This window comes from Nocardioides sp. GCM10030259 (genome assembly GCF_042666375.1).
GTDB lineage: Bacteria > Actinomycetota > Actinomycetes > Propionibacteriales > Nocardioidaceae > Nocardioides.
The window spans coordinates 363,546-385,300 of record NZ_JBHTDF010000018.1 but is presented as its reverse complement, the minus strand read 5'-3'; the positions used below and the strand labels follow the sequence as shown (position 1 = coordinate 385,300).

The following is a 21,755-nucleotide window of genomic DNA, read 5'->3' as shown; positions in this document are numbered from 1 at the left end:
CGCCGTGGGGGACCGCACGTGGGTGCACCCCACCGTCGACGACCCGGTCGTCACGACGCTGAGCGAGAGCGTCGGCGGGCCGATCGGCACCCGCGCCGGACGGCACCCGTGGTGGACGCCCGTGCGCGTCCTGCTCGCGCTGACCGCCCTGTGCATGGCACTCGGGATGGTCCAGAAGGCCGGCTGCTACCAGGACTCGTGGCAGGACGGGCAGCAGCGCTACAGCCAGATGTGCTACTCCGACCTGCCCTACCTCTACACGGGCCGCGGGTTCGCGGAGCTGAACTGGCCGTTCAGCGACGACCCCCAGGTGCGGGACCGCTTCGAGGTCATGGAGTACCCGGTCGGCATCGCCTACTGGACGTTCGGGACCGCCCGGGTCACCCACTGGCTGACCGGGTCGCCGGACCTCGAGCCGAGGTACGCCGCCGACACGGCCACGGTCGCGGGCTGGCCCGACGTCCAGCGCGAGATGCGCGTGTTCGTGGTCGTGAACGCGATCGGGTTCGCCATCCTCGCGCTGCTGTGCACCTGGCTGCTCGCGGGCGTGAACCCGCGCCGACCGTGGGACGCGGCGGCGTTCGCGCTGTCCCCGGCGCTGCTCCTCACCGGCCTCGTCAACTGGGACCTGGTGGCCGTCGTCCTCGTCGCCGGTGCGCTCTGGGCCTGGGCGCGGGACCGGACCCTGCTGACCGGCGTGATGATCGGGCTCGGCACGGCGGCCAAGCTCTATCCGCTCTTCCTGCTCGGCGGCGTGCTGGTGATCTGCCTCCGCCAGCGCCGCTACCGGGACTTCGGCATCGCGACCGCCGGAGCCATCGGGGCCTGGTTCGTCGCCAACTTGCCGGCGCTGCTCTCCGGACCGGCTCAGTGGAAGGTGTTCTGGAGCTTCAACTCCGAGCGCGGCGCCGACCTCGGCTCGATCTGGCTCGTGGTGCAGCAGGCGATGGACACCGTGCCGGACCCGTTCTCGTTCGACCCGCACACGATCAACGTGGCGTCCTGGATCTTCTTCGGCGCCTGGTGCCTCGGCGTCGCCGCCCTCGGACTCACCTCGCCGTCGGCGCCGCGGCTGGCGCAGCTCGGCCTGCTGATCGTGATCGGGTTCCTGCTCGTCAACAAGGTCTACTCACCGCAGTACGTGCTGTGGCTGCTGCCGCTCGCCGTGCTCGCGCGCCCGCGGTGGCGGGACCTGCTGGTCTGGCAGGCGGGCGAGGTCCTCTACTTCGCCGCGGTCTGGTGGTACCTCGGCGGCTATCTCGCGCCGGCCGCCGGCGGCGACGCCGGCTTCTACTGGGCCGCGGTGCTGCTGCGGATCTCCGCGGAGCTCTACCTGGCCGGCATGGTGGTCCGCGACCTCTGGGACCCGCGGAACGACCCGGTGCGGCAGGCGTCGTACGCCGGGCTGCGGGTGCCGTCGCTCAGCTGACGACGATCCGGTCGAACGTCGTGGCCGTGAAGCGCACGCGGACGTCGACCTGGTCGCCGACGGCCGGGACCCGGGCCCCGTGGGGCACGAACAGCATCGACGCCTGCATGTGCGGCGGCTCGGCGAAGAGCCGCTGCTTGCCGTCGATCGAGAAGGGCGACCGCACGAAGCCGGCCGCGTCGAGGCCGCCGCGGGCGAGGGTCGCGGCGCGGCCACGCAGGCTCGCCTCGCCGAGCGGGGCCTCGAGCCCGATGCCGTGGGCGGTGCCGCCGCTCACGACCAGCACGTGCCCGGCCTTGGGCGCGGTGCGGTGCCGGTAGCCGAACCCGTCGCCGCGCTCGACCTCGTGGACGTCGAGCACCGTGGCGGTCACCCGGAGCGCCTCGCGGTCACCGAGCCACAGGCTGGTGCCGACGCGCGGCCGGAACGTGAAGTCGGGGTACGACGCGCGCAGCGCGGTCAGCTCCGCCGCGCTGAGGTGGCTGACCCAGATCGTGTCGAGCGGCAGCTCGGTCGCGACGACCTCGGTCATCAGCCGGTGCACCTCGGAGAGGTGCGCGCCGTTGGCGAGCGGGAGGTGCAGCGCGACGCCGGCGACCCGGCACTTCGGGTTGGCGCGCACGACGTCGGCGGTCGACCAGAGCTCGCGGGCGGTCATGCCGTGCCGGAGCATGCTGGTCGTGCGCTCGAGCACGACGCGGGCGTCGGGCTGGCGGCCCAGCAGGTCCGTCAGGTCCTCGACGCGGCTGACGGTGTGGACCACCCGGTGGGCGAGGGCAGCGTCGAGGTCGACGGCCGCGCCGAACGGGCGCCACGGGGTGAGGACGAGGAGGTCGCCGTCGTACCGGCTCGCGACCTCGGGGAGCTCCTCGTAGGTGCCGACCGCGAGGGTGTCGAGCCCCAGCCACTGCGTCTTGCGGGCCAGCCGCCCGAGCGTGAAGCCGTAGCCGTTGCCCTTGGCGACCGGCACCAGGCCGGGCTCGGCGGCCGCGACCTGGCGCAGGTGGGAGCGCCAGCGGTCGCCGTCGACGGTGAGGGTGAGGCTCATGTCAGCGCCTCTTCATGTAGATGTCGAAGGCCTTGTACAGCGCCTTGTTGAGGGGCAGGTCCCACTCGCCGACGTACTCGACCGCCTCGCCGCCGGTGCCGACCTTGAACTGGATCAGCCCCAGGTGGGGGTCGTCGGCCGCGAGCGTCTCGGTGATGCCGCGCAGGTCGTAGACGTCGGCGCCGGCGGCGATCGCGTCGCGCATCATCTGCCACTGCACGGCGTTCGAGCCGCGGACCTCGCGCTTCTCGGTGGAGGAGGCGCCGTACGAGTACCACGCGTGAGCGCCGACCCGGATCGCGATCGTGGCCGCGACGAGCGTGCCGTCGTGGCGGGCGGTGTAGAGCCGGATCCGGTCCGGCTCCTCGCCGCCGAGGGCGTCGACCATCACCTCGAAGTAGGACAGCGGCCGCGGCGTGAAGTGGTCGCGCTCGGCGGTGTGGACGTAGAGGTCGTGGAACGTCTTGAGCTCCGGCGCGATCGCCGGGCCGTCGTACGACGTGACCTCGACGCCCTCCTTGGTGGCCTTCTTGATGTTGCGCCGCCAGAGCTGGTTCATGCCGGCGAGCACCTGCTCCTCGGTGCGGTCGGCGAGGGGGACCTGGAAGACGTACTGCGGCTGGCCTGCGGCGAACCCGCCCTCGACGGCCTGCGGCCGCCAGCCCAGCTCGCGCAGCTGGGCCACCACCCGGGCACCGCCGTGGCTGCGCTCGGTGGGGGCGAGGTCGGTCAGGCGGCGTACGTCGTCGTCGGCGATGCCGGCCTTGACGGTCGCGGTGTCCCAGCGGCGGGTGACGACCGGCGGCCCCATTCGGACTCCGAACGCCCCGCGGGCGCGCAGGTGGCCGGCCAGTGGCCGCAGCCAGGCGCCCAGGTCGTCGTCGTCCCAGTCGATGACCGGGCCCTCCGGGAGGTAGGCGAGGTAGCGCCGCACCTTGGGGAGCTGCCGGTAGAGCACCAGGCCGGCGCCGACGAGCTCGGAGCCGCGGAACCAGCCGAGCGACTCGTGGCGCCACTCCGACTTCACGCGCCCCCACGCGGGAGTCTGCAGGAAGCTCGCCGAGCGGCGGGACCGGATCAGCTCGAGGTGGTCGGCGGCCGTGATCTCGCGGACGGTGAGGGCGGCGCTGGACACCGCTCGAGGCTATCGGACCACCCGTGAGCGCGGATCGGCCGGCAGGTCAGCCGGTCCGGTCTCCTGCGGACCAGACCATTCTCCGCATATCTTCAGCACGGAGGTATCAGGAGCGCGTGCCCCGCCTCCTCGGGGGCGTGAACCTGATGAAGACACATCGGGGAGCGAGACGTCCCATGAGCAGGACCGGGCACACCCGGGCGAACGACGGCCCGTCCGACGGCGCACGCTCGAACGCCGTGTGGGCGGAGGCGACCGACGGGTTCAACCGGTGGACCGCCGGCGACCCGGCCGGCCTGGACGACCTCGTGACCGTGATGACCCCCGTGCTCTGGCACGTCGTGCGCGCGTACCGGCTCAGCGACAGCGCCGCCGAGGACGTCATCCAGAACACCTGGCTCGCGCTGGTACGCCGCCGCTCCGCCATCCTCGACCCGGTGGCCGTCGGCGGCTGGCTGACGACGACCGCGCGCCGCGAGGCCTGGCGGACCGCGTCGGCGAAGACCGCTCCGCTGCCGGTCGAGGAGGACGACCTCGTCCACGCCCTGCCGCAGCAGCGGTCGGCCGAGGAGGCCGTCGTCGAGCACGACGAGGGTGACCGACTGTGGGCCGCCGTCGACGGGCTGCCCGAGCGGTGCCGGCGGCTGCTGCGGATCGTCGCGTTCGAGAACCGGCCCGACTACCGCGAGCTCGCCATCGAGCTCGGCATGCCGGTCGGCAGCATCGGCCCCACCCGCGGTCGCTGCCTCGCCAAGCTGCGGGTGGCCCTGATCGAAGCAGGAGAAGTGAGATGAGCGAGCTGAGCCGAGAGGCCCTCCTGGAGATCGTGCGCGGCGTCTGGGAGCGCCACGACCCGATGCCCGACCACCTCGTCGCGGCCATGCGCGCCGCGGCCGCCCTCGCCGACTCCGACCTCGACCTGGAGCTGATGGAGCTCGTCGAGCGGTCGACCGAGCTGGCCGGGGCCCGCGGCTCCACGTCGTACACGCTCCGCTTCGTGCACGGCGACACCGACCTCCTCCTGCGCATCGCCGTCGACAACGGGCGCTCCCGCGTCGACGGCTGGATCGTGCCGGCGGAGCCGATGACCATCCGCGCCGTACCGGGCACGGACCCGGCAGCCGCCGAGGCCGTGGTGAGCGACTCGGGACGCTTCGCGCTCACCGACCTCCCCATCGGGCTGATGCGCCTGCGGCTCGAGCCGCACGACGCGGAGCGCCCGGCCTTCGCCACCCCCACCTTCGAGATCTGAGGACCCGCCGTGGACCGTCCGGACGAGAACGACCAGAAGCAGCCGCCGCGGAAGGATCGCCCGGAGGACAAGCCGCGCAAGCAGCTCGACCGCGACCCCGTCCCGCCGCGTCCGGGCTCCGTCAACAGCGTGCAGGGCCGGATCCTCGACCCTTCCACCGCGTTGATCGTCGAGGACGTCGTGCCGCGTCCGACGGTGTACGTCGGACAACGGCTGCTGATCTCGAAGTCCGTCGACTTCGACGTCGCCTTCGAGGTGCTCCGGGTCGTCGCCGACCAGCTGGGCTGGGACGTGGTGCCGGAGGCCGAGGACCCGCGCACCGTCAACCTGAGGTTCGGGTTCCGGCCGGTCCGCGTGGAGGTGACCAACCGCGCCAGCATCGCCCCGGACGCCTGGACCCTCCTGCAGCAGACCCGCGCCCAGTACGGCGTCGACGCCGTCAAGGGAGTGAGCCTCGACCACGTGGTGGCGCCGGCGATCGACTCGAACACGATCGACAGCGACCCGTTGCACGATTCCAACCCGCTGCACGACTCCAACCCGTTGCATGACTCGAACCCGCTGCACGACTCCAACCCGTTGCATGACTCGAACCCGCTGCACGACTCCAACCCGGCCGCGGACGCCAGGGGCTCCCGTGCCATCGCGAGCTATCTCCAGATCGGGTTCGGTGGGCGCCAGCCGGTCGCGTACGTCGGACCCAAGCCGCACCGGTGCCCCGACGACGCCATCGCCGGACGCCGGCCGGTGGTCGCCGTCCTCGACACCGGCTGCGGCAAGCACCCGTGGCTCGACGGCATCGTGAAGAAGAAGGTCACGCTGGGAGAGGACGTGATCGGCTACTCCGACGCGACGTCGGTCTCGCCCGAGGACGACGGCGACCAGGACGGGCCGCTCGACGGGGTGATCGATCCCCTTGCCGGCCACGGCACGTTCATCGCGGGCCTGATCCGGCAGCGTTGCCCGGACGCGGACATCATCTCGTGGCGCGTCGTGGGGTCGGACGGACCGATCGTGGAGTCGGACCTCGTGGCGACGCTCGCCCAGATCGCCGAGCTGGCGCGCCGTCATCGCGCCGGGGAGAAGGGTGGCCACCCCATCGACGTGCTGAGCCTCTCGATGGGCTACTACCACGAGACGCCCGAGGACGCGCTCTTCGATCCGACGATGTACGCCATCCTCGAGGACATGGCCAGCAACGGCGTGGTCATCGTGTGCTCGGCGGGCAACGACGGCACGAGTCGGCCGTCGTTCCCGGCGGCGTTCGGCCGTTGGTCCGACGGGGCGGGCCCGATCCCGTTCGACCCGGACATCGCGCCGATCGTCTCCGTGGGCGCCCTGAACCCCAGCAGGCACTCCGACGCGATGTTCAGCAACGCGGGGCCCTGGGTGCACGTGTACGCGCCGGGTGCGTCGGTCATGAGCACCATGCCGGCCTTCCAGGGAGGCTTCGAGCCGCTGGCCCGCACGCGCGCCTTCGACCGGGTGCGGGAGGCCATCGACCCGGACGACTTCCGCGGCGGGTACGCCGTCTGGAGCGGCACGTCGTTCAGCGCGCCGGTGATCGCAGGGACGATCGCGGCAGCGCTCCTGAACACCCTGGAGTCCCCGACCGAGCCGGTCGACGCCGACAGCGCGGTGACGAATGCGTGGAATGCGGTCACCGCGTGCACCGGTTTGGCGCGATCATGAGGCGGTGAGCTCGGCCCAGGACCTGCACGCCCGGGGCGTGCGCGCGATGAATCGCGGACGTCACCGGGAGGCTCAACGGCTGCTCGAACGCGCCCGGAGCGATCTCGACCGGACCGACCCGCGCGACGCCGATCTGTCCGCACGCATCGCGGGCAGCCTGGCGTACGTCCTGTCGGAGACCGGCGATCACACCCGGGCGATCGATCTCTGTCGGGACTCGCTCGGCACCGGGGACCTGGCGAACCCGACGCGCGGCGTCCTCTACTCGCAGCTCGGGCTCCTCCACATGCTGCAGGGGGAGACGGCGGAGGCCATGGACCAGTTCGATGCCGCGCTGCTCCTGCTGGACGAGCCCGCTCGGATCGCTCGCGTCCATCTCAACCGCGGCAACGTGCACCTCCAGCGCAAGCTGCTCAACGCGGCCACCCAGGACTTCGCGGCGTCCTTCCTGTCCTACCGCGAGGCCGGCGACGAGTACGGCGCGGCGAAGGCGGTCCACAACCGCGGCTACACCCAGTTCCTGGCCGGTGACCTCGTGGCCGCGCTGCGTGACATGGGCTCGGCGTACCCGGTCTTCGAGGCCGAGGGGCCCGTCATGACCGCCATGGTGGACCAGGACCGGGCCGAGGTGCTGATGGCGGCGGGCCTCCACGAGCAGGGAGCGGTCGCCCTGGCGGCGGCGGCCCACGCCTATGGGCGCCGCCGGCTCTACCAGCGCCGCGGCGAGGCCGAGCTGGCGCTCGCGCGCAGCCTGGTGCTGCGCGACGCCGACCGCGCGCGGGTGGCGGCGCGGGACGCGCTGCGCCGCTTCCGGCGTACCGGCGCCCGGGCCTGGGAGGTGCGTGCCGACGCCACGCTGCTCGCCGCCGAGGTCGAGGTGGGAGGCTCCGGGCCGTCGCTGGCGCGGCGGGGCCTGGCGCTGGCCGAGGAGCTGGGCGAGCAGGGGCTGCGCTGGGAGGCGGCGCTCGCCCGCATCGACGCGGCCAGGGTCCGGATCCGCCGCGGCGAGCTCGACCTCGCGCGCGAGCACCTGCGTGGAGTGGGATCGGTGCGGAAGGCGCCCATCACCGTCCGGCTCCGCGAACGCGACATCCGGGCGAAGCTCGCCGCGGCCGACGGCCGGCGGGCGGAGGCGCTCAAGCACCTGCGCGCCGGGCTGAGCGACCTGCACTCCTGGCAGAGCTCCTTCGGGTCGCTCGACCTGCAGACCGGCGTGGCCGGGCACGGCACGAGGTTGGGGGTCCGCGGTCTCGCCCTGGCGGTCGACTCCCGCCGGCCCGACGTCCTCTTCGAGTGGTCGGAGCGCGCCCGGATGCTGGCCAGTCGCGTCCAGCCGGTGCGCCCGCCCGAGGACGAGCAGATCGCCGCTGACCTGTCCGAGCTCCGTGAGATGGCGGCCGAGACCGGCCGTCGCGACCCCGTCCGGGAGGCGGAGCTCCGCCAGCGAGTCCGCGAGCGGGCCTGGCAGCACCGCGGGTCCGGCGAGGTCGCCGACCCGGTGTGCCTCGACGAGGTGGTCGGTGCGCTGGACGCCGACACCGCGCTCGTCGCGTACGTCGTCACCGGCGACGCGGCCGTCGCGCTCGTCGTCACGTCGGCGGGCGCGACCTGGATCGACCTCGGCCACCGCGACGAGCTCGACGCGCTGCTCGGCGGCCTGGTGCCCGACCTCGACATGGCGGCCACCGACCTGCCCGACTCGATGGGTGCGTTCGTCCGCACCGAGCTGGCGCAACGGCTCGACACGCTCGCCGCCCTGCTGGTGGCGCCGGTGCTCGAGGCCGTGGGCGACCGGTGCGTCGTCCTGACGCCGTCGGGCGTGCTGGCCGGCGTGCCGTGGACGCTGCTGACCGGGTTCGTCGGCCGCCCCCTGACGGTCGCGCAGTCGGCGACGGCCTGGCTCGCTCGCCGTACGGCGCCGTTGCGCACCGCCCGCGCCGGGCTCGTCGCCGGCCCGCGCGTGGCGCGCGCCGAGGACGAGGTCACCGCTGCCGCGAAGGAGTGGCGCGACGCCACGGTGCTGGTCGGCCCCGACGCCACGGCCGCCGCGGTCTCGGGGCTCGCCGGTTCGGTCGACGTCCTGCACGTCGCGGCGCACGGTCGGCACAGCGCGGAGAACGCGATGTTCGCCGGTGTGCAGCTCGTCGACGGGCCGTGGTTCGGCTACGACATCGACCGGCTGCGGCACGTCCCCGACGTGGTGCTGCTGTCGTCCTGCGAGGTCGGTCGGTCGACGGTGCGCTCGGGCGAGGAGCTGATCGGCATGACGACGGCGTGGCTGCACGCCGGCGCGCGCTGCGTCATCGCGTCGCCCGCGGCGATCAACGACCAGGCGGCGTACGACGTGCTCGTCGCCGTCCATCAGCGCCTCGCTGCCGGGGTTGATCCCGCGGCTGCGCTGGCCGAAGCCGTGCCGGCCGTGTCAGCTGCCAGTTCACCAGTCCCCTTGGTCTGCTTCGGATGACCCGTTCGGGTATCTGAAGATCGGGGTGCTGCTCCTCAACCGGCAACAGGGAAGTCGACCTGCGAGGAGCCACCGATCATGACGCTCACGGCCACACCCAGCCGCACCACCGCGCGGGGCACCACCGTCCACGTCGTCCACGACCCGCAGCCGGGCGAGCAGCTGTCGGTCCCGGCGGGCTCCCGGCTGGCGGTGCGGTTCCGTCGTCGCGGGCTCGGCCTGAGCCGGTGGCAGGTCCTCGACCGGCCCGGCTACCTGCTGCCGCTGGAGGAGGGGCCGCACGGCTTCCTCTTCCTCGTCTTCGACGCGGCCGTCGACGGCACGCCCGACGAGCAGCCGTTGCGGCTGGTGCGCCGGCGCGTCGACCGCTCGGGTCCCGGTGAGGTCCGGGACCTGGTGATCCGCGTCTGCTGATCTGCCGGGTCGGCCGGACACCGCGGGGGAGCGTCCGGTCGGCCCGGCGTCGTACGCGCGCCTACAGCCGCTCGGAGAGCCAGCCCGCGTCGGTGGTGTGCTCGGCGGCGCCACCGGGCGTCTCGAGGATGACCGGGGCGCCGGCGTCTCGGACCACGGCGGCCAGCAGGTCGGGGTCCACCTTGCCCGCCCCGAGGTTGGCGTGGCGGTCGGCACCGGAGTCGAACTCGTCGCGGCTGTCGTTGCAGTGCACGAGGTCGATGCGACCGGTGACCTTGCGGATGTCGTCGACGACGGTCTCGAGGCTGTTGCCGCCCGCGTGGGCGTGGCAGGTGTCGAGGCAGAAGCCGACCAGGTCGAACTGCTCGGTCGACGCGATCGCGTCCCACACCCGGCCGATCCGCTCGAGGTAGCGGGTCATCGCGTTGTCGCCGCCGGCGGTGTTCTCGATGAGCAGCGGCAGCTTGAGGTCGACGGCCTCGATGGCCTTGCGCCAGTTGTCGAACCCCTTCTCCGGGTCGTCGTCCTTGTTGACGTGGCCGCCGTGGACGATCAGCCCGCGCGCGCCGATCGACGCCGCCGCGTCGACGTGCTGCTGGAGGAGCTTGCGGCTCGGGATCCGGATCCGGTTGTTGGTGGTCGCGACGTTCACGATGTACGGCGCGTGCACGTAGAGGCCGACACCGGCCGCCTCGGCGTCCGCCTTGAGGCCCTCCGCGCCGCCGGCGTACCGGAACTCCGGGCCCTTGTAGCCCTGCGGGTCGCCGAGGAAGAACTGCACGTGCGGCATCCGGCGCGCCTGGGCCTCGGCGATCGGGTCGGCCTGGTCGACGTGGGCTCCGATGGCGATGTCGGTCATGCAGTCACCGTAGGCGCAGGCGTGGACATCGGGGGAAACTAGCCCGTGACGAGCAGGGCGATGGCCGCGCAGCAGAGGGCGATGGCGGCCAGGAAGCACGCGATCGCCAGGGTCGCTCCGCGGTTGGTCGCCTCGGGCGGCGCCGCGAGGCGGTCGGGCACGACGGGCCACGGCCCGTCCCGCGGGACCTCGATCCGCCGCAGCCGCTCGAGCGCCGCGGCTGCGGTCGGCCGGAGCGACGGGTCGGGTTCGAGCAGCGCGGACAGCAGCGGCCGCAGCGGACCCTCCGGCACGAGCAGCGGCCGGCCCGGGCGCGGAGGTCGCCCGGTGAGCAGTTGGGTGGCGACCACGCCGGCGGCGTACACGTCCTGGGCCGGGTCCGGGAACGAGCCGTGCTGCTGCTCCGGCGCGAGGTAGCCGTCGGTGCCGACGACCGCCGGCCCGCGGGTGAGCCGCACGTCGTCGACGGGGACGGCGACGCCGAAGTCGCCCAGCCGGAGGTACGGCACGCCGTCGCCCGGGTCGAGCAGCAGGTTCGCCGGCTTCACGTCGCGGTGCACGACGCCGGCGGCGTGCACGGCGGCCAGCGCCTGGAGGAGCTGGTCGAGCAGCACGACGGCGTACGACGCGGGCAGCGGGCCGGTCTCGGCGAGCAGCTCGTCGATCGAGCCGCCCCGGACCAGCTCCATGGTGAGCACGACGCGGTGGTCGTCGGCCGCCCAGCCGGTGGGGGTGAGCACGTGCGGGTGCCGGATCCGCAGGCCCTGCTCGCGGACGAAGCGCAGCAGCATCCCGCTGTCGTGGGCGCCGAGGAGCTTGGCCGCGACCGTCTCGCCGGTGCGGAGATCCAGTGCCCGCCAGACCGTGCCCATGGCGCCGGTGCCGATCCGGTCGAGCAGCTCGTACCGGCCGGCGAGCACGGTGCTCGTCGTACGCTGGGGCATCGGTCGGTTCCTACCCTCCGGGCGGGTGACGCACGCCGCCGTACGGATTCCCTGTGGATTGCTGGCGGAGGGACCTCCGCTGCTAGCCTTGGGCGTTCTCTGCGTCGCCCCACCGACGGGCGCGCCGCGGGAAGCAGTACCAACGCAAAGCCCTCCTGCCACGGAGAGTCCGTGGCCGCCTAGTCCAGAGGAGGTGGAGACCGCTGTGCGTGCCTATGAAGTGATGGTCATCCTCGACCCGAGCCTCGAAGAGCGGACCGTCGAGCCGTCGCTCGACAAGTACCTCAACGTCATCCGCAAGGATGGCGGCAACGTCGAGTCCGTCGACATCTGGGGCCGGCGTCGCCTGGCCTACGAGATCAAGAAGAACGCCGAGGGCATCTACGCCGTCATCACGCTCAACGCGGAGCCGGCGACGGTCAAGGAGTTCGACCGTCAGCTCACCCTCAACGAGTCCGTCCTCCGCACGAAGGTCATGCGTCCCGACGCTCACTGAGCCTCTTGTGGAAGACCACTTCCCACTGTCGGCGCCAGCGGCAACGATGTGCGGACGTGGTCGGACGACTCTGATCAGAACCAACGCTTAGGGAGCTTCCATGGCAGGCGACACCATCATCACGGTGGTCGGCAACCTCGTCGACGACCCGGAGCTGCGCTTCACCCCCTCGGGTGCGGCCGTGGCGAACTTCCGGATCGCGTCGACGCCGCGCATCTTCGACCGCCAGACCAACGAGTGGAAGGACGGCGACGCGCTGTTCCTCTCCTGCTCGGTGTGGCGTCAGGCCGCGGAGAACGTCGCCGAGTCCCTGCAGCGGGGCATGCGCGTCATCGTGCAGGGCCGCCTTAAGCAGCGCTCCTACGAGACCCGCGAAGGTGAGAAGCGCACCGTCGTGGAGCTCGAGGTCGACGAGGTCGGTCCGGCGCTGGCCTTCGCGACCGCCAAGGTCACCCGCGCATCGCGCGGTGGCGGCGGCGGTGGCTACTCCGGCGGCGGGCAGCAGTCACGCCCGCAGCAGTCCGGTGGCGCCAGCGACCCGTGGGCGACCCCGGCTCCGCAGGGCGGCGGTGGGGGCGGCCAGGCCGCTCCGGCCAACGACCCGTGGGGTGCGCCGTCCGGTGGCGGCTCCGACGAGCCTCCATTCTGATCCCCTGACGGTGGTTGAGGAGAGCGCTCTGGCGCTCGTCTCGAAACCACCAACCCATCCGAACACCCTCAACCATTCCGGCTGCGGCCGGGCTTCTAGAGAGGAAGCACCACAATGGCCAAGGCAGTGATTCGCAAGCCCAAGAAGAAGGTTTGCCAGTTCTGCAAGGAGAAGGCGACCGGCGTCGACTACAAGGACGCCACGCTGCTCCGCAAGTTCATCTCCGACCGCGGCAAGATCCGCGCGCGTCGTGTGACCGGCAACTGCGTCCAGCACCAGCGGGACGTCGCGATCGCGGTCAAGAACGCCCGCGAGCTCGCCCTGCTGCCCTACACCTCCACCGGTCGCTGAAGGGAGCCGAGGACATGAAGCTCATCCTGACCCAGGAAGTCACCGGCCTCGGTGCGCCCGGCGACGTCGTCGAGGTGAAGGACGGTTACGGCCGCAACTACCTCGTGCCGCGCGGCCTCGCGCTGCGGTGGACCCGCGGTGGCGAGAAGCAGATCGAGTCGATCAAGGCCGCGCGCTCCTCGCGCGCCGTCCGCGACCTCGGCCACGCCGAGCAGATCAAGACCAAGCTCGAGGCCCAGGCCGTGAGCGTGAAGGTCCGCTCCGGCGCGGGCGGCCGCCTCTTCGGCGCCGTCACCGTCGGCGAGATCGCCGACGCGCTGGCCGAGACGTCGGGCGAGAAGGTCGACAAGCGCACGATCGTGGTCACCAACCCGATCAAGGCGCTCGGCACGCACGAGGTCTCCGTCAAGCTGCACGACGACGTGTCCGCCACCGTGGCGCTCAACGTCATCCCGGCCTGACGTACCTCCGCAGCACCGCACAGGGGCCGTTCCTCCTCCGGGAGGGGCGGCCCCTGTCTCGTGGCTCAGGTGTCTCGACGAGAGCCGGCCGCCACCCCCGTCACCAGCCACGCGTCCCCGCGGGCCCGGTGGACGAGCACGACGAGCCGCGCACCCATGAAGACGGTGCAGAAGGCGACCCAGATCGCGACCAGCCCGGCCGACACCGCGGCGAGCACCAGCGCGACGGGCGCGTAGGCGACCAGGGTGACCAGACCGGCCCGGGCGAGGTAGCGGCCGTCGCCGGCCCCGATCAGCACCCCGTCGAGCACGAACACCACGCCCGCGACCGGCTGCCCGAGGGCGGCCACGACGAGCACCGGCACCAGCAGGTCGCTGACCGCCTCGTCAGCGGTGAAGAGCCGACCCAGCCACGGGCTCGCGACCCCGAGCAGCAGCCCGGTGACCACGCCGCTCCAGGCGCCCCACTTCACCATCCGGTCCGTGGTCTCCCGGGTCGCCGCGACGTCGCCCGCCCCCAGCAGCCGCCCGGTCAGGGCCTGCGCGGCGATGGCGATCGCGTCGAGCGCGAAGGCGAGGAACGTCCACAGCGTCATGGCGAGCTGGTGCGTGGCGAGGTCGACCTCCTGCTCGTCGCGCGTGGCGCCGACCGTCACGGCGTACGTCGTCACGAGCAGCGCGGCGCGCAGCGTGAGCGTCCGGACCACCAGCGGCATCCCGGCCCGGGTGGCCGCCCGGATGCCCGGGAGGTCGGGGCGCAGCGGCGCACCGTGACGCCGGGCGGCGCGCGCGACGACGGCCAGGAACGCCGCCGCACTGGCGACCTGGGCGAGCACCGAGCCGAGCGCGGAGCCGGCGAGCCCGAGCCCGACCGGGTAGACGAGGAGCAGGTTGAGCACGATGTTGAGCGCGTTGCCGGCCACGGCGACGACCAGGGGCGTGCGGGTGTCCTGGAGGCCGCGGAGCACGCCGGTCGCGGCGAGCATCAGCAGCAGCGGCGTGGTGCCGAGCAGGGCGATCCGCAGGTACGTCGTCGCCGGGTCGGCCACGGCCTCCGAGGCCCCGAAGAGCCGCACGATCGGGCCCGCCAGCGGGACCCCGACGGCGGTGACGACAGCGCCGATGATCACCGCCAGCCAGAGGCCGTCGACGCCCTGGGCGATCGCCCCGCGCAGGTCGCCGGCGCCGAGGTGGCGGGCGACCCCCGCCGTGGTGCCGTAGGCGAGGAAGACGCACAGCCCGACGACGGTCTGGAGCACCACCGCGGCGATGCCGAGCCCGGCCAGGGGCCGCGTGCCGAGGTGGCCGACGATCGCGGCGTCCGCGAGCAGGAACATCGGCTCGGCGACCAGCGCGAGGAAGGCCGGGACGGCCAGTCGGAGGATCTCCCGGTCGCGCGCGGCCGTCACAGCGACGGCCTAGTCCCGGTAACGGGCAGTCCGGTCATCTGATCCCTACCTGACTAGTCAACAACGGCTGTGGACAATTCTGCGGACTGGGGAACCCCCGCACTAAGTCGACAAACCGGCAGGTGGCGCCGAGATGGCCGGCAGTTGAACTCGACCGCGGGCAGAATTTTTCCGTATCCACACCTGTGTGAATCCGTTTCTGCAGGTCAGAGGCTAGTCGGTCGGCGGCCGAGCCCCCGTCTCCACAGCCTGCTCCCCACCCTGTGCACACCTCGCCGCGTGTCGTCCACGACCAGTCCGCACGTTATCCCCAGCTTCGGTGAACACCTGTGGATACGGGGGTGTCGCGGACCCTGCCGAACCACGTACGGTCCCGGAGGTTCGGCAGTGTCGGAGGCTCGGTCTACCGTGGCTCACGCATGGTCGGGCGGGGTCGGTCTGGCAATCATTCGAGGGGAGCAACAGGGCGGAATGAGCCTCACCGAACAGGACTCCCGGGGGTACCCGGACGCACCGCTGGACGACTGGGGCGACGGTCCGGCGTCGTACGCCCCGGGCGAGCGGCCGAGCTCCCCGCACGACCGCACGCCGCCGCAGGACATGGCGGCCGAGCAGTCGGTGCTCGGGTCGATGCTGATCTCGAAGGACGCGATCGCCGACGTCACCGAGTCGATCCGCGGCATCGACTTCTACCGGCCCTCCCACGAGACCATCTACGACGCGATCATCGACCTCTACGGCCGCGGCGAGCCGGTCGACATGGTCACGGTCGCCGCGGAGCTGCAGCGCCGGGGCGAGCTCCAGCGGATCGGCGGCGCGCCGTACCTCCACACGCTCTCGGCCAACGTGCCGATCGCGGCCAACGCCGGCTACTACGCCGAGATCGTGCGCGAGAAGGCGATCCTGCGCCGGCTCGTCGACGCCGGCACCAAGATCGTGCAGATCGGGTACGCCGGCGAGGGCCAGGTCGACGACATCGTCGACGAGGCGCAGGCCGAGGTCTACAAGGTCACCGACAAGCGGGCGGCCGAGGACTACGCGCCGCTGAGCGACATCATGGACGGCGTCCTCGACGAGATCGAGGCGATCTCCAACCGCGAGGCGGGCATCTACGGCGTCCCGACCGGGTTCGCCGACTTCGACGACCTCACCAACGGCTTCCACGGCGGCCAGATGATCATCGTCGCGGCGCGACCCGCCATGGGCAAGTCGACCCTCGCGCTCGACTTCTGCCGCGCGGCGTCGATCCACAACAACCTCACCAGCGTCTTCTTCAGCCTCGAGATGACGCGGTCCGAGATCACCATGCGCCTGCTCTCGGCCGAGGCGAAGGTGCCGCTCAACCACATCCGCAACGGCAACATGACCGACGACGACTGGGCCAAGCTGGCCCGCAAGATGGGCGAGGTGTCGTCGGCGCCGATGTTCATCGACGACTCGCCCAACATGACGATGATGGAGATCCGGGCGAAGGCCCGCCGGCTCCGGCAGAAGCACGACCTGCGCCTGGTCGTCATCGACTACCTCCAGCTGATGACGTCGGGCAAGAAGGTCGAGTCCCGACAGCTCGAGGTCTCGGAGTTCTCCCGGCAGATCAAGCTGCTCGCCAAGGAGCTCGAGGTCCCGGTCATCGCTCTCTCCCAGCTCAACCGTGGCCCCGAGCAGCGCTCCGACAAGCGCCCGATGGTCAGCGACCTCCGCGAGTCGGGCTCGATCGAGCAGGACGCCGACATGGTCGTCCTGCTGCACCGCGACGACGTCTACGAGAAGGAGTCGACCCGCCCCGGCGAGGCCGACCTGATCGTTGCCAAGCACCGCAACGGCCCCACCCGCGACATCACCGTCGCGTTCCAGGGCCACTACTCGCGGTTCGTCGACATGGCGCACTGACGGTCGGCGCGGCTGTCGAGATGCAGCGAAGTTGGAGATTGCCCACGTGTTGTTGAACAACTCGCGTTATGTCGGGCGCCATCCGCGATGGAGCGCGAGCTTGTGGGTCCGGGCCGATAGATTCGGGAAGAGACGTCGTCGGATGGCAGAACGTGGAGTGCTCGTGAGATCACAGCTGGATCGCGGGTGTGCTGCCGTGCTCGAAGCGTTGGCCGAGCACGGGAGACTCGCGTGACCATCACACAGCCGATCCTCGGGGAGCAGGCCGTGCGGTCGCGGCAACGGGTGAAGACCTACGGCGAGGTCTTCACCCCTCGTCACATGGTCGACCAGATGCTCGACCTGGTCGCGGAGGACCTGGAGACCGGCCGGGATTTCGTCGACAAGACGTTCCTCGAGCCGGCGGCGGGCCATGGCAATTTCCTCGTCGCGATCCTCCGCCGCAAGCTCCATGCGATCGAGAAGCGGTTTCCCGCTGAGGCGTGGGCGACCGAGTCGCTCTTCGCGCTCGCCTCTATCTATGGGATCGAGCTTCTCGAGGACAACCACCAGGACGCCCAGGCGGTGATGCTCGCCGAGTTCCAGGGTTTCCACGCGGCCCATGGAGAGCCCTGCGGGCCCGAGACCGATCTGCACAGGGCCGCGGTCTTCCTGATCGAGACGAACATCGTGCAAGGCAACACCCTGACTGGACGGAACCCCCACGGAGAGGACCTCCAGCTCTCGTGGTGGCATCGAATCGACGGAAAGCCCGGCGAGGTCCAGCGCGATCCGTTTACGCTCGCCTCCCTGCGTGACGACGCCGGCTTCGACTTCACCGTCTACGCCCGATACCGGGCGTGCCGGATCGACAAGGTCCACGAACCAGAGAAGCCCGATGCCTAGCCCGAAGATCAGCACCTATCGCGAGATCGTCCCCCTGATCTATTCGTGGCGGACACCGGACATCCCGAAGTACGACGGCTGGGAGAAGATCGGCTACACCGAGCAGGAGAGCGCTGACGCTCGCATCGCTCAGCAGGCCTCGCAGCTTTCGGTCGAGAAGCAGAAGGTGTGGTCGCGCCGGGCGCTGTTCACCTCCGAGGCCGGCGGGCGCTTCAAGGACACCGACTTCCACGACTACTTGAAGCAGCAGGGCGTCGAGCGCGAGACCCATCCGCGCACCGAGTGGCACCACTTCGCTCCAGCGCCGAAGTCGTCCCTGGACTACTTCAACGACTTCGCGGGCCAGGACTTCCCTGAGTTGCCTGTCACCGGTGGCGAGCAGGAGTACGAGCTGCGGCCCGAGCAGCAGGCGGCCGTTGACCAGGCGGTCGCGGCCTTCAAAGGCGGCGATGACGAGGTGCTGTGGAACGCCAAGCCTCGTTTTGGAAAGACCCTGACGACCTACGACTTGATTCGGACCCTCGACCTGCGCAAGGTCCTGATCGTCACGAACCGTCCGGCGATCGCGAACTCCTGGTTCGACGACTTCTCGCGCTTCATCGGCCACCAGACGACCTTCAAGTTCGTCTCGGACTCTGCGTCGCTTGCTGCACGCACACCGATGACACGGGATCAGTGGCGCGCCTACTCGCTCAACCATCAGGACGACGACCCGCGCATCGTGGAGTTCCTTTCACTTCAGGACCTCAAGGGGTCGCAGTACTTCGGCGGCACCTACGACAAGCTCAAGCACATCGCCCAGTTCGACTGGGACCTGCTGGTGATCGACGAGGCTCACGAGGGCATCGACACCACCAAGACCGACGTCGCCTTCGACCAGATCAAGCGGAAGTGGACGCTGCACCTGTCGGGCACACCGTTCAAGGCGCTCGCATCCGGAAAGTTCGGTCCGGATCAGATCTTCAACTGGACCTACGAGGACGAGCAGGTCGCTCGTCAGGGCTGGGTCGACGACGGGAAGGAGAACCCGTATGCGGCCTTGCCGACGCTCAATCTCCTGACCTATCAGGTCTCGCGCATGATCGCGGACCGCTTGGCCGAGGGCGTCGCCGTCGCCGAGGACGAGGCGAACATCGACTTCGCCTTCGATCTCGGCGAGTTCTTCGCCACCAAGGACAGCGGCTTCTTTGAGCACGAGGCCGAGGTCATCAAGTTCCTGGACTGCCTGGCGACCAACGAGAAGTACCCGTTCTCGACCCCCGAGCTGCGAGACGAGATCCGGCACTCATTCTGGCTGCTCAACCGCGTCGCCTCGGCCAAGGCCCTCGAGAAGCTCCTCAAGAAGCACGACGTCTTCAAGGACTACACGATCGTCCTCGCCGCAGGCGACGGGAAGTCGGGTGAGGACGACGCAGATGTGGTCGCGGTAGGCAAGTCACTCGACAAGGTGCGGGCCGCCATCGCTGAGGCCGAGAAGCACGACGGCAAGACCATCACTCTGTCGGTGGGCCAGCTCACGACGGGCGTCACCGTGCCGGAGTGGACCGCGGTCATCATGCTGTCGAACCTGTCGTCGCCGGCCCAGTACATGCAGGCAGCGTTCCGAGCTCAGAACCCCTGCACTTTCGAGCGCGCCGGACACGTCTATCAGAAGCAGAACTCCTACATCTTCGACTTCGCGCCCGAGCGCACACTCCGGATCTTCGACGCCTTCGCCAACAACCTGCATGCGAACCCGTCGGGGGACCCGCAGGTCCGCCACGAGAACATCCGGACCCTGTTGAACTTCTTCCCTGTGCTCGGCGAGGACGCCGAGGGCCGGATGATCGAGCTCGACGCCGCGCAGGTGCTGACCTTCCCGCAGGTCTTCAAGGCCCGCGAGGTCGTGCGCCGTGGCTTCCTGTCGAACCTGCTCTTCGCCAACGTCGCCGGCATCTTCCGCTACTCCGAGCACGTCAAGGAGATCCTCGAAAAGCTCCCTACCGCCAAGCAGGGCAAGGTCAGAAACGGTGACCCCATCGAGATCCCGGTGCCACCCCCTGTCACCGACTCGGACGGCAACGTCCAGGTCGACGTCGAGACCGTCATCAACCCCAAGGTCGAAGCGCTCGGCAAGCCTGTCTGGAGCATCAACGACATCCCGCCGGCCGAACCCGACGCTCCGGCAGCCACCACCGCCACAGCGATCGCCAAAGCAGTGACCGAGCAGACCAAGGCCAAGCGCGAGGAACTGAAGGAGGAGTACTCCCTCACCAACAAACAGGTCGAGCGCGACGAGAAGCGCACCGAACAGGCCGTCAAGGATCAGGTTGAGCGCGCCTACACCGAGCACAACATCGCGACCAAACACCTCGACGACGAGCTGAAGAACGCCGCCACCGAAGCTGAGGCCGAGGCAGCTCAGGCCAAGAAGGTCGAGCAGGACCAGGCCTTCCAGGCGAACATCCTCGCCATCGTCAACAAGACGATGGAAGAGATCGTGCCCGAGGTCGTCACCCGCGAGGAGACCAAGAAGGAGCAGAAGCGGGCGAACCAGACCATGGACGACGCCCGCTCCCACCTCCGAGGGTTCGCCCGCACGATCCCGATGTTCCTCATGGCCTACGGCGACCGAGACATCCGACTGTCGAACTTCGACGACTACACGCCCGACGACGTCTTCGAGGAGATCACCGGCATCACCGAGGCCGAGTTCCGTCTGCTCCGCGACGGCCAGCAGGTCACCGAGGAGAACGGCGCGGTGACGACGATCCCCGGCCTGTTCGACGAAGCGGTCTTCGACCAGTCGATCCAGGAGTTCCTGGACAAGAAGGAAACGCTGGCCGACTACTTTGACGACGCGCAGACCGAGAACATCTTCGCCTACATCCCGCAGCAGAAGACGTCACTGGTGTTCACGCCGCAGTCGGTCGTCAAGACGATGGTGGATATCCTCGAGGCCGAGAACCCGGGCATCTTCAGCGATCCGGACAAGACTTTCGCCGACCTGTTCTCGACGGCAGGGCTCTTCCTCATGGAGATCGTGCGGCGCCTCGACACCGGCCTGGCAGCCGCTATCCCCGACCAGGATGAGCGCCTGCGACACATCCTCACCACGCAGATCTTCGAGATGAGCCACGACAAGATCTTCCATGCGATCACCGTCGAGGCCGTCTCTGGTGGCGTCCCGGAACGCAGGGCGTGGATCAAGGACTCCGGCCACTTCAAGGTGGGCAACCTCGCCAAGATGAGCGCAGCGGAACGGCACACAGTCGTCGACGAGATGCTGGGAGAACGCTGACATGACGAAGAAGTTCGATGTGGTCATCGGCAACCCTCCCTACCAGGAGGAGGCACAGGGAGGGGGCACGCGAGACACGCCCATCTACCACCAGTTCATGGACGCCGCCTACGAGATCGGCGCCAAGGTTGTGCTGATCACGCCGGCGCGCTTCCTGTTCAACGCAGGCTTCACGCCCAAGGCGTGGAACGACAAGATGCTGGCCGACGAGCACCTCAGCGTGGCTCACTACGAGCCCGACTCGAACCAGTTGTTCCCCAGCCTCACCGACCCCATCAAGGGTGGCATCGCAGTCACCTACCGTGACTCGGAGCTCGAGCTCGGCCCCATCGGCTTCTTCGCCAAGCACCCCGAGCTCAACACGATTCTGCACAAGGTCATGGACTCGGGAACGGCCTTCATCGAGACTCTCGGCATCACGAGCTCGCGCTCCTATCGCTACACCGACAAGCTGTACGACGACCACCCTGAGGCACTCGCGCTGCGCCCCGAGGGCAACACAGCCCTGGTCAACACCAACGCTTTCGAGTTGTTCTCGTTCCTGTACTACGAGGAGAAGCCCAGTGATGGCGCCGACTACGTGCGACTCGTCGGAGTGATCAAGAACAGGCGCGCGTCGCGTTGGCTTCGCAGCGACTACCTCACCGGCCCTGAAAGCTTCGGCAAGTACAAGGTGTCGGTCCCTGCGGCGAACGGGTCGGGGTCGACCACCGACTTCTTCGGCGTCCCTCTGAACAATCCGACGATCCTGGAGCCAGGGGTCGCGGTAACACAGACGTTCATCACCATCGGGTCGTTCGACACCGAAGTCGAGGCAGAGGCGTGCCTGAGGTACCTCAAGTCCAAGTTCGCCAGGACGATGCTTGGCGTCCTGAAGATCACCCAGCACAACCCGCGGAGCACGTGGAAGTACGTTCCCGCGCAGGATTTCACCAGCGCATCCGACATCGACTGGAGCAAGACCATCTCCGAGATCGACGCGCGGCTCTACGCGAAGTACGGGCTCGACGCCGACGAGATCGCCTTCATCGAGGCCAAGGTCACGCCCATGGAGTGAGCTTCGCCGCGAGCCTCAGAGGACTCCTTTACCGAGGCCG

The 21,755-nt window shown here is 70.0% G+C and carries 19 protein-coding genes; 14 read left to right on the top strand and 5 right to left on the bottom strand.

All coding sequences use genetic code 11. The annotated features are described in order from the left end of the window. Window positions 1-4 precede the first annotated feature (4 nt). Complete coding sequence (locus ACFQQI_RS14940) at window positions 5-1,429, top strand: glycosyltransferase family 87 protein (RefSeq protein WP_378564769.1); 1,425 nt, start codon at window positions 5-7, stop codon at window positions 1,427-1,429. On the opposite strand, the gene ACFQQI_RS14935 is transcribed toward ACFQQI_RS14940, so the two are convergent. Together ACFQQI_RS14935 and ACFQQI_RS14930 are read right to left on the bottom strand one after the other, a co-directional pair. After that, window positions 1,422-2,477 (bottom strand): alanine racemase, encoded by a 1,056-nt coding sequence (locus ACFQQI_RS14935; RefSeq protein WP_378564766.1) that lies wholly within the window; start codon window positions 2,475-2,477, stop codon window positions 1,422-1,424. The two genes, ACFQQI_RS14940 and ACFQQI_RS14935, sit on opposite strands and share 8 nt — an antisense overlap. 1 nt (window position 2,478) lies before the next feature. After that, window positions 2,479-3,612 carry a lipid II:glycine glycyltransferase FemX gene (locus ACFQQI_RS14930; RefSeq protein ID WP_378564763.1) on the bottom strand — a complete coding sequence of 378 codons (1,134 nt, stop codon included), beginning with the start codon at window positions 3,610-3,612 and terminating at the stop codon, window positions 2,479-2,481. A 176-nt stretch (window positions 3,613-3,788) separates the two neighbouring features. Here ACFQQI_RS14930 and ACFQQI_RS14925 point away from each other — a divergent pair, with 176 nt between their 5' ends. The 5 genes from ACFQQI_RS14925 (at window position 3,789) to ACFQQI_RS14905 (ending at window position 9,434) form a co-directional block, all read left to right on the top strand. Next, entirely contained in the window at window positions 3,789-4,406 is a 618-nt protein-coding gene (locus ACFQQI_RS14925; protein ID WP_378564760.1) for a sigma-70 family RNA polymerase sigma factor, read from the top strand. Then, entirely contained in the window at window positions 4,403-4,864 is a 462-nt protein-coding gene (locus ACFQQI_RS14920) for a hypothetical protein (RefSeq protein WP_378564757.1), read from the top strand. The genes ACFQQI_RS14925 and ACFQQI_RS14920 overlap by 4 nt, the downstream gene beginning before the upstream one ends. 9 nt (window positions 4,865-4,873) lie before the next feature. Continuing rightward, window positions 4,874-6,556: a S8 family serine peptidase gene (locus tag ACFQQI_RS14915; RefSeq protein WP_378564754.1), complete on the top strand. Its 1,683-nt coding sequence runs from the start codon at window positions 4,874-4,876 to the stop codon at window positions 6,554-6,556. Between the two features lie 4 nt (window positions 6,557-6,560). Beyond that, complete coding sequence (locus ACFQQI_RS14910; RefSeq protein WP_378564751.1) at window positions 6,561-9,020, top strand: CHAT domain-containing protein; 2,460 nt, start codon at window positions 6,561-6,563, stop codon at window positions 9,018-9,020. A gap of 78 nt (window positions 9,021-9,098) precedes the next feature. Next, window positions 9,099-9,434, top strand: a complete 336-nt coding sequence (locus ACFQQI_RS14905) for a hypothetical protein (protein ID WP_378564748.1) — start codon at window positions 9,099-9,101, stop codon at window positions 9,432-9,434. A gap of 61 nt (window positions 9,435-9,495) precedes the next feature. On the opposite strand, the gene ACFQQI_RS14900 is transcribed toward ACFQQI_RS14905, so the two are convergent. Then, the gene (locus tag ACFQQI_RS14900) at window positions 9,496-10,293 is read right to left on the bottom strand and encodes a deoxyribonuclease IV (RefSeq protein WP_378564745.1); all 798 of its coding nucleotides are present in this window, start codon (window positions 10,291-10,293) and stop codon (window positions 9,496-9,498) included. A gap of 38 nt (window positions 10,294-10,331) precedes the next feature. Continuing rightward, window positions 10,332-11,237 (bottom strand): serine/threonine-protein kinase, encoded by a 906-nt coding sequence (locus ACFQQI_RS14895; protein WP_378564742.1) that lies wholly within the window; start codon window positions 11,235-11,237, stop codon window positions 10,332-10,334. A 205-nt stretch (window positions 11,238-11,442) separates the two neighbouring features. Here ACFQQI_RS14895 and rpsF point away from each other — a divergent pair, with 205 nt between their 5' ends. From rpsF to rplI, 4 genes are all read left to right on the top strand, one after another. Beyond that, on the top strand, window positions 11,443-11,733 hold the full coding sequence (rpsF, locus tag ACFQQI_RS14890; protein WP_378564739.1) for a 30S ribosomal protein S6: 291 nt from the start codon (window positions 11,443-11,445) through the stop codon (window positions 11,731-11,733). A gap of 100 nt (window positions 11,734-11,833) precedes the next feature. Continuing rightward, entirely contained in the window at window positions 11,834-12,382 is a 549-nt protein-coding gene (locus tag ACFQQI_RS14885; RefSeq protein ID WP_378564736.1) for a single-stranded DNA-binding protein, read from the top strand. 114 nt (window positions 12,383-12,496) lie between these two features. Then, window positions 12,497-12,733 (top strand): 30S ribosomal protein S18, encoded by a 237-nt coding sequence (rpsR, locus tag ACFQQI_RS14880; RefSeq protein WP_157342728.1) that lies wholly within the window; start codon window positions 12,497-12,499, stop codon window positions 12,731-12,733. Between the two features lie 14 nt (window positions 12,734-12,747). Next, window positions 12,748-13,194 (top strand): 50S ribosomal protein L9, encoded by a 447-nt coding sequence (gene rplI / locus ACFQQI_RS14875; RefSeq protein WP_378564732.1) that lies wholly within the window; start codon window positions 12,748-12,750, stop codon window positions 13,192-13,194. 65 nt (window positions 13,195-13,259) lie between these two features. On the opposite strand, the gene ACFQQI_RS14870 is transcribed toward rplI, so the two are convergent. Continuing rightward, a complete protein-coding gene (locus ACFQQI_RS14870; RefSeq protein WP_378564729.1) occupies window positions 13,260-14,603 on the bottom strand; it encodes an MATE family efflux transporter in 1,344 nt (447 codons plus the stop codon). A 600-nt stretch (window positions 14,604-15,203) separates the two neighbouring features. Here ACFQQI_RS14870 and dnaB point away from each other — a divergent pair. The 4 genes from dnaB to ACFQQI_RS14850 all read left to right on the top strand — a co-directional run bounded on the left by dnaB (window position 15,204) and on the right by ACFQQI_RS14850 (window position 21,715). Continuing rightward, a complete protein-coding gene (gene dnaB / locus ACFQQI_RS14865; RefSeq protein WP_378565555.1) occupies window positions 15,204-16,493 on the top strand; it encodes a replicative DNA helicase in 1,290 nt (429 codons plus the stop codon). A 231-nt stretch (window positions 16,494-16,724) separates the two neighbouring features. Further along, window positions 16,725-17,378: a hypothetical protein gene (locus ACFQQI_RS14860; protein ID WP_378564726.1), complete on the top strand. Its 654-nt coding sequence runs from the start codon at window positions 16,725-16,727 to the stop codon at window positions 17,376-17,378. Then, a complete protein-coding gene (locus ACFQQI_RS14855) occupies window positions 17,371-20,658 on the top strand; it encodes a DEAD/DEAH box helicase (RefSeq protein WP_378564723.1) in 3,288 nt (1,095 codons plus the stop codon). The genes ACFQQI_RS14860 and ACFQQI_RS14855 overlap by 8 nt, the downstream gene beginning before the upstream one ends. A 1-nt stretch (window position 20,659) precedes the next feature. Further along, on the top strand, window positions 20,660-21,715 hold the full coding sequence (locus ACFQQI_RS14850) for an Eco57I restriction-modification methylase domain-containing protein (protein ID WP_378564720.1): 1,056 nt from the start codon (window positions 20,660-20,662) through the stop codon (window positions 21,713-21,715). Window positions 21,716-21,755 lie beyond the last annotated feature (40 nt).

What these genes read in the sequence shown, in the direction of transcription:
- ACFQQI_RS14935 (WP_378564766.1), bottom strand. Translation starts at nt 2,477, where the DNA reads ATGAGCCTCACCCTCACCGTCGACGGCGACCGCTGGCGCTCCCACCTG.
- ACFQQI_RS14925 (WP_378564760.1), top strand. Translation starts at nt 3,789, where the DNA reads ATGAGCAGGACCGGGCACACCCGGGCGAACGACGGCCCGTCCGACGGC.
- ACFQQI_RS14920 (WP_378564757.1), top strand. Translation starts at nt 4,403, where the DNA reads ATGAGCGAGCTGAGCCGAGAGGCCCTCCTGGAGATCGTGCGCGGCGTC.
- ACFQQI_RS14905 (WP_378564748.1), top strand. Translation starts at nt 9,099, where the DNA reads ATGACGCTCACGGCCACACCCAGCCGCACCACCGCGCGGGGCACCACC.
- ACFQQI_RS14900 (WP_378564745.1), bottom strand. Translation starts at nt 10,293, where the DNA reads ATGACCGACATCGCCATCGGAGCCCACGTCGACCAGGCCGACCCGATC.
- ACFQQI_RS14895 (WP_378564742.1), bottom strand. Translation starts at nt 11,237, where the DNA reads ATGCCCCAGCGTACGACGAGCACCGTGCTCGCCGGCCGGTACGAGCTG.
- ACFQQI_RS14885 (WP_378564736.1), top strand. Translation starts at nt 11,834, where the DNA reads ATGGCAGGCGACACCATCATCACGGTGGTCGGCAACCTCGTCGACGAC.
- rpsR (WP_157342728.1), top strand. Translation starts at nt 12,497, where the DNA reads ATGGCCAAGGCAGTGATTCGCAAGCCCAAGAAGAAGGTTTGCCAGTTC.
- rplI (WP_378564732.1), top strand. Translation starts at nt 12,748, where the DNA reads ATGAAGCTCATCCTGACCCAGGAAGTCACCGGCCTCGGTGCGCCCGGC.
- dnaB (WP_378565555.1), top strand. Translation starts at nt 15,204, where the DNA reads ATGGCGGCCGAGCAGTCGGTGCTCGGGTCGATGCTGATCTCGAAGGAC.
- ACFQQI_RS14855 (WP_378564723.1), top strand. Translation starts at nt 17,371, where the DNA reads ATGCCTAGCCCGAAGATCAGCACCTATCGCGAGATCGTCCCCCTGATC.
- ACFQQI_RS14850 (WP_378564720.1), top strand. Translation starts at nt 20,660, where the DNA reads ATGACGAAGAAGTTCGATGTGGTCATCGGCAACCCTCCCTACCAGGAG.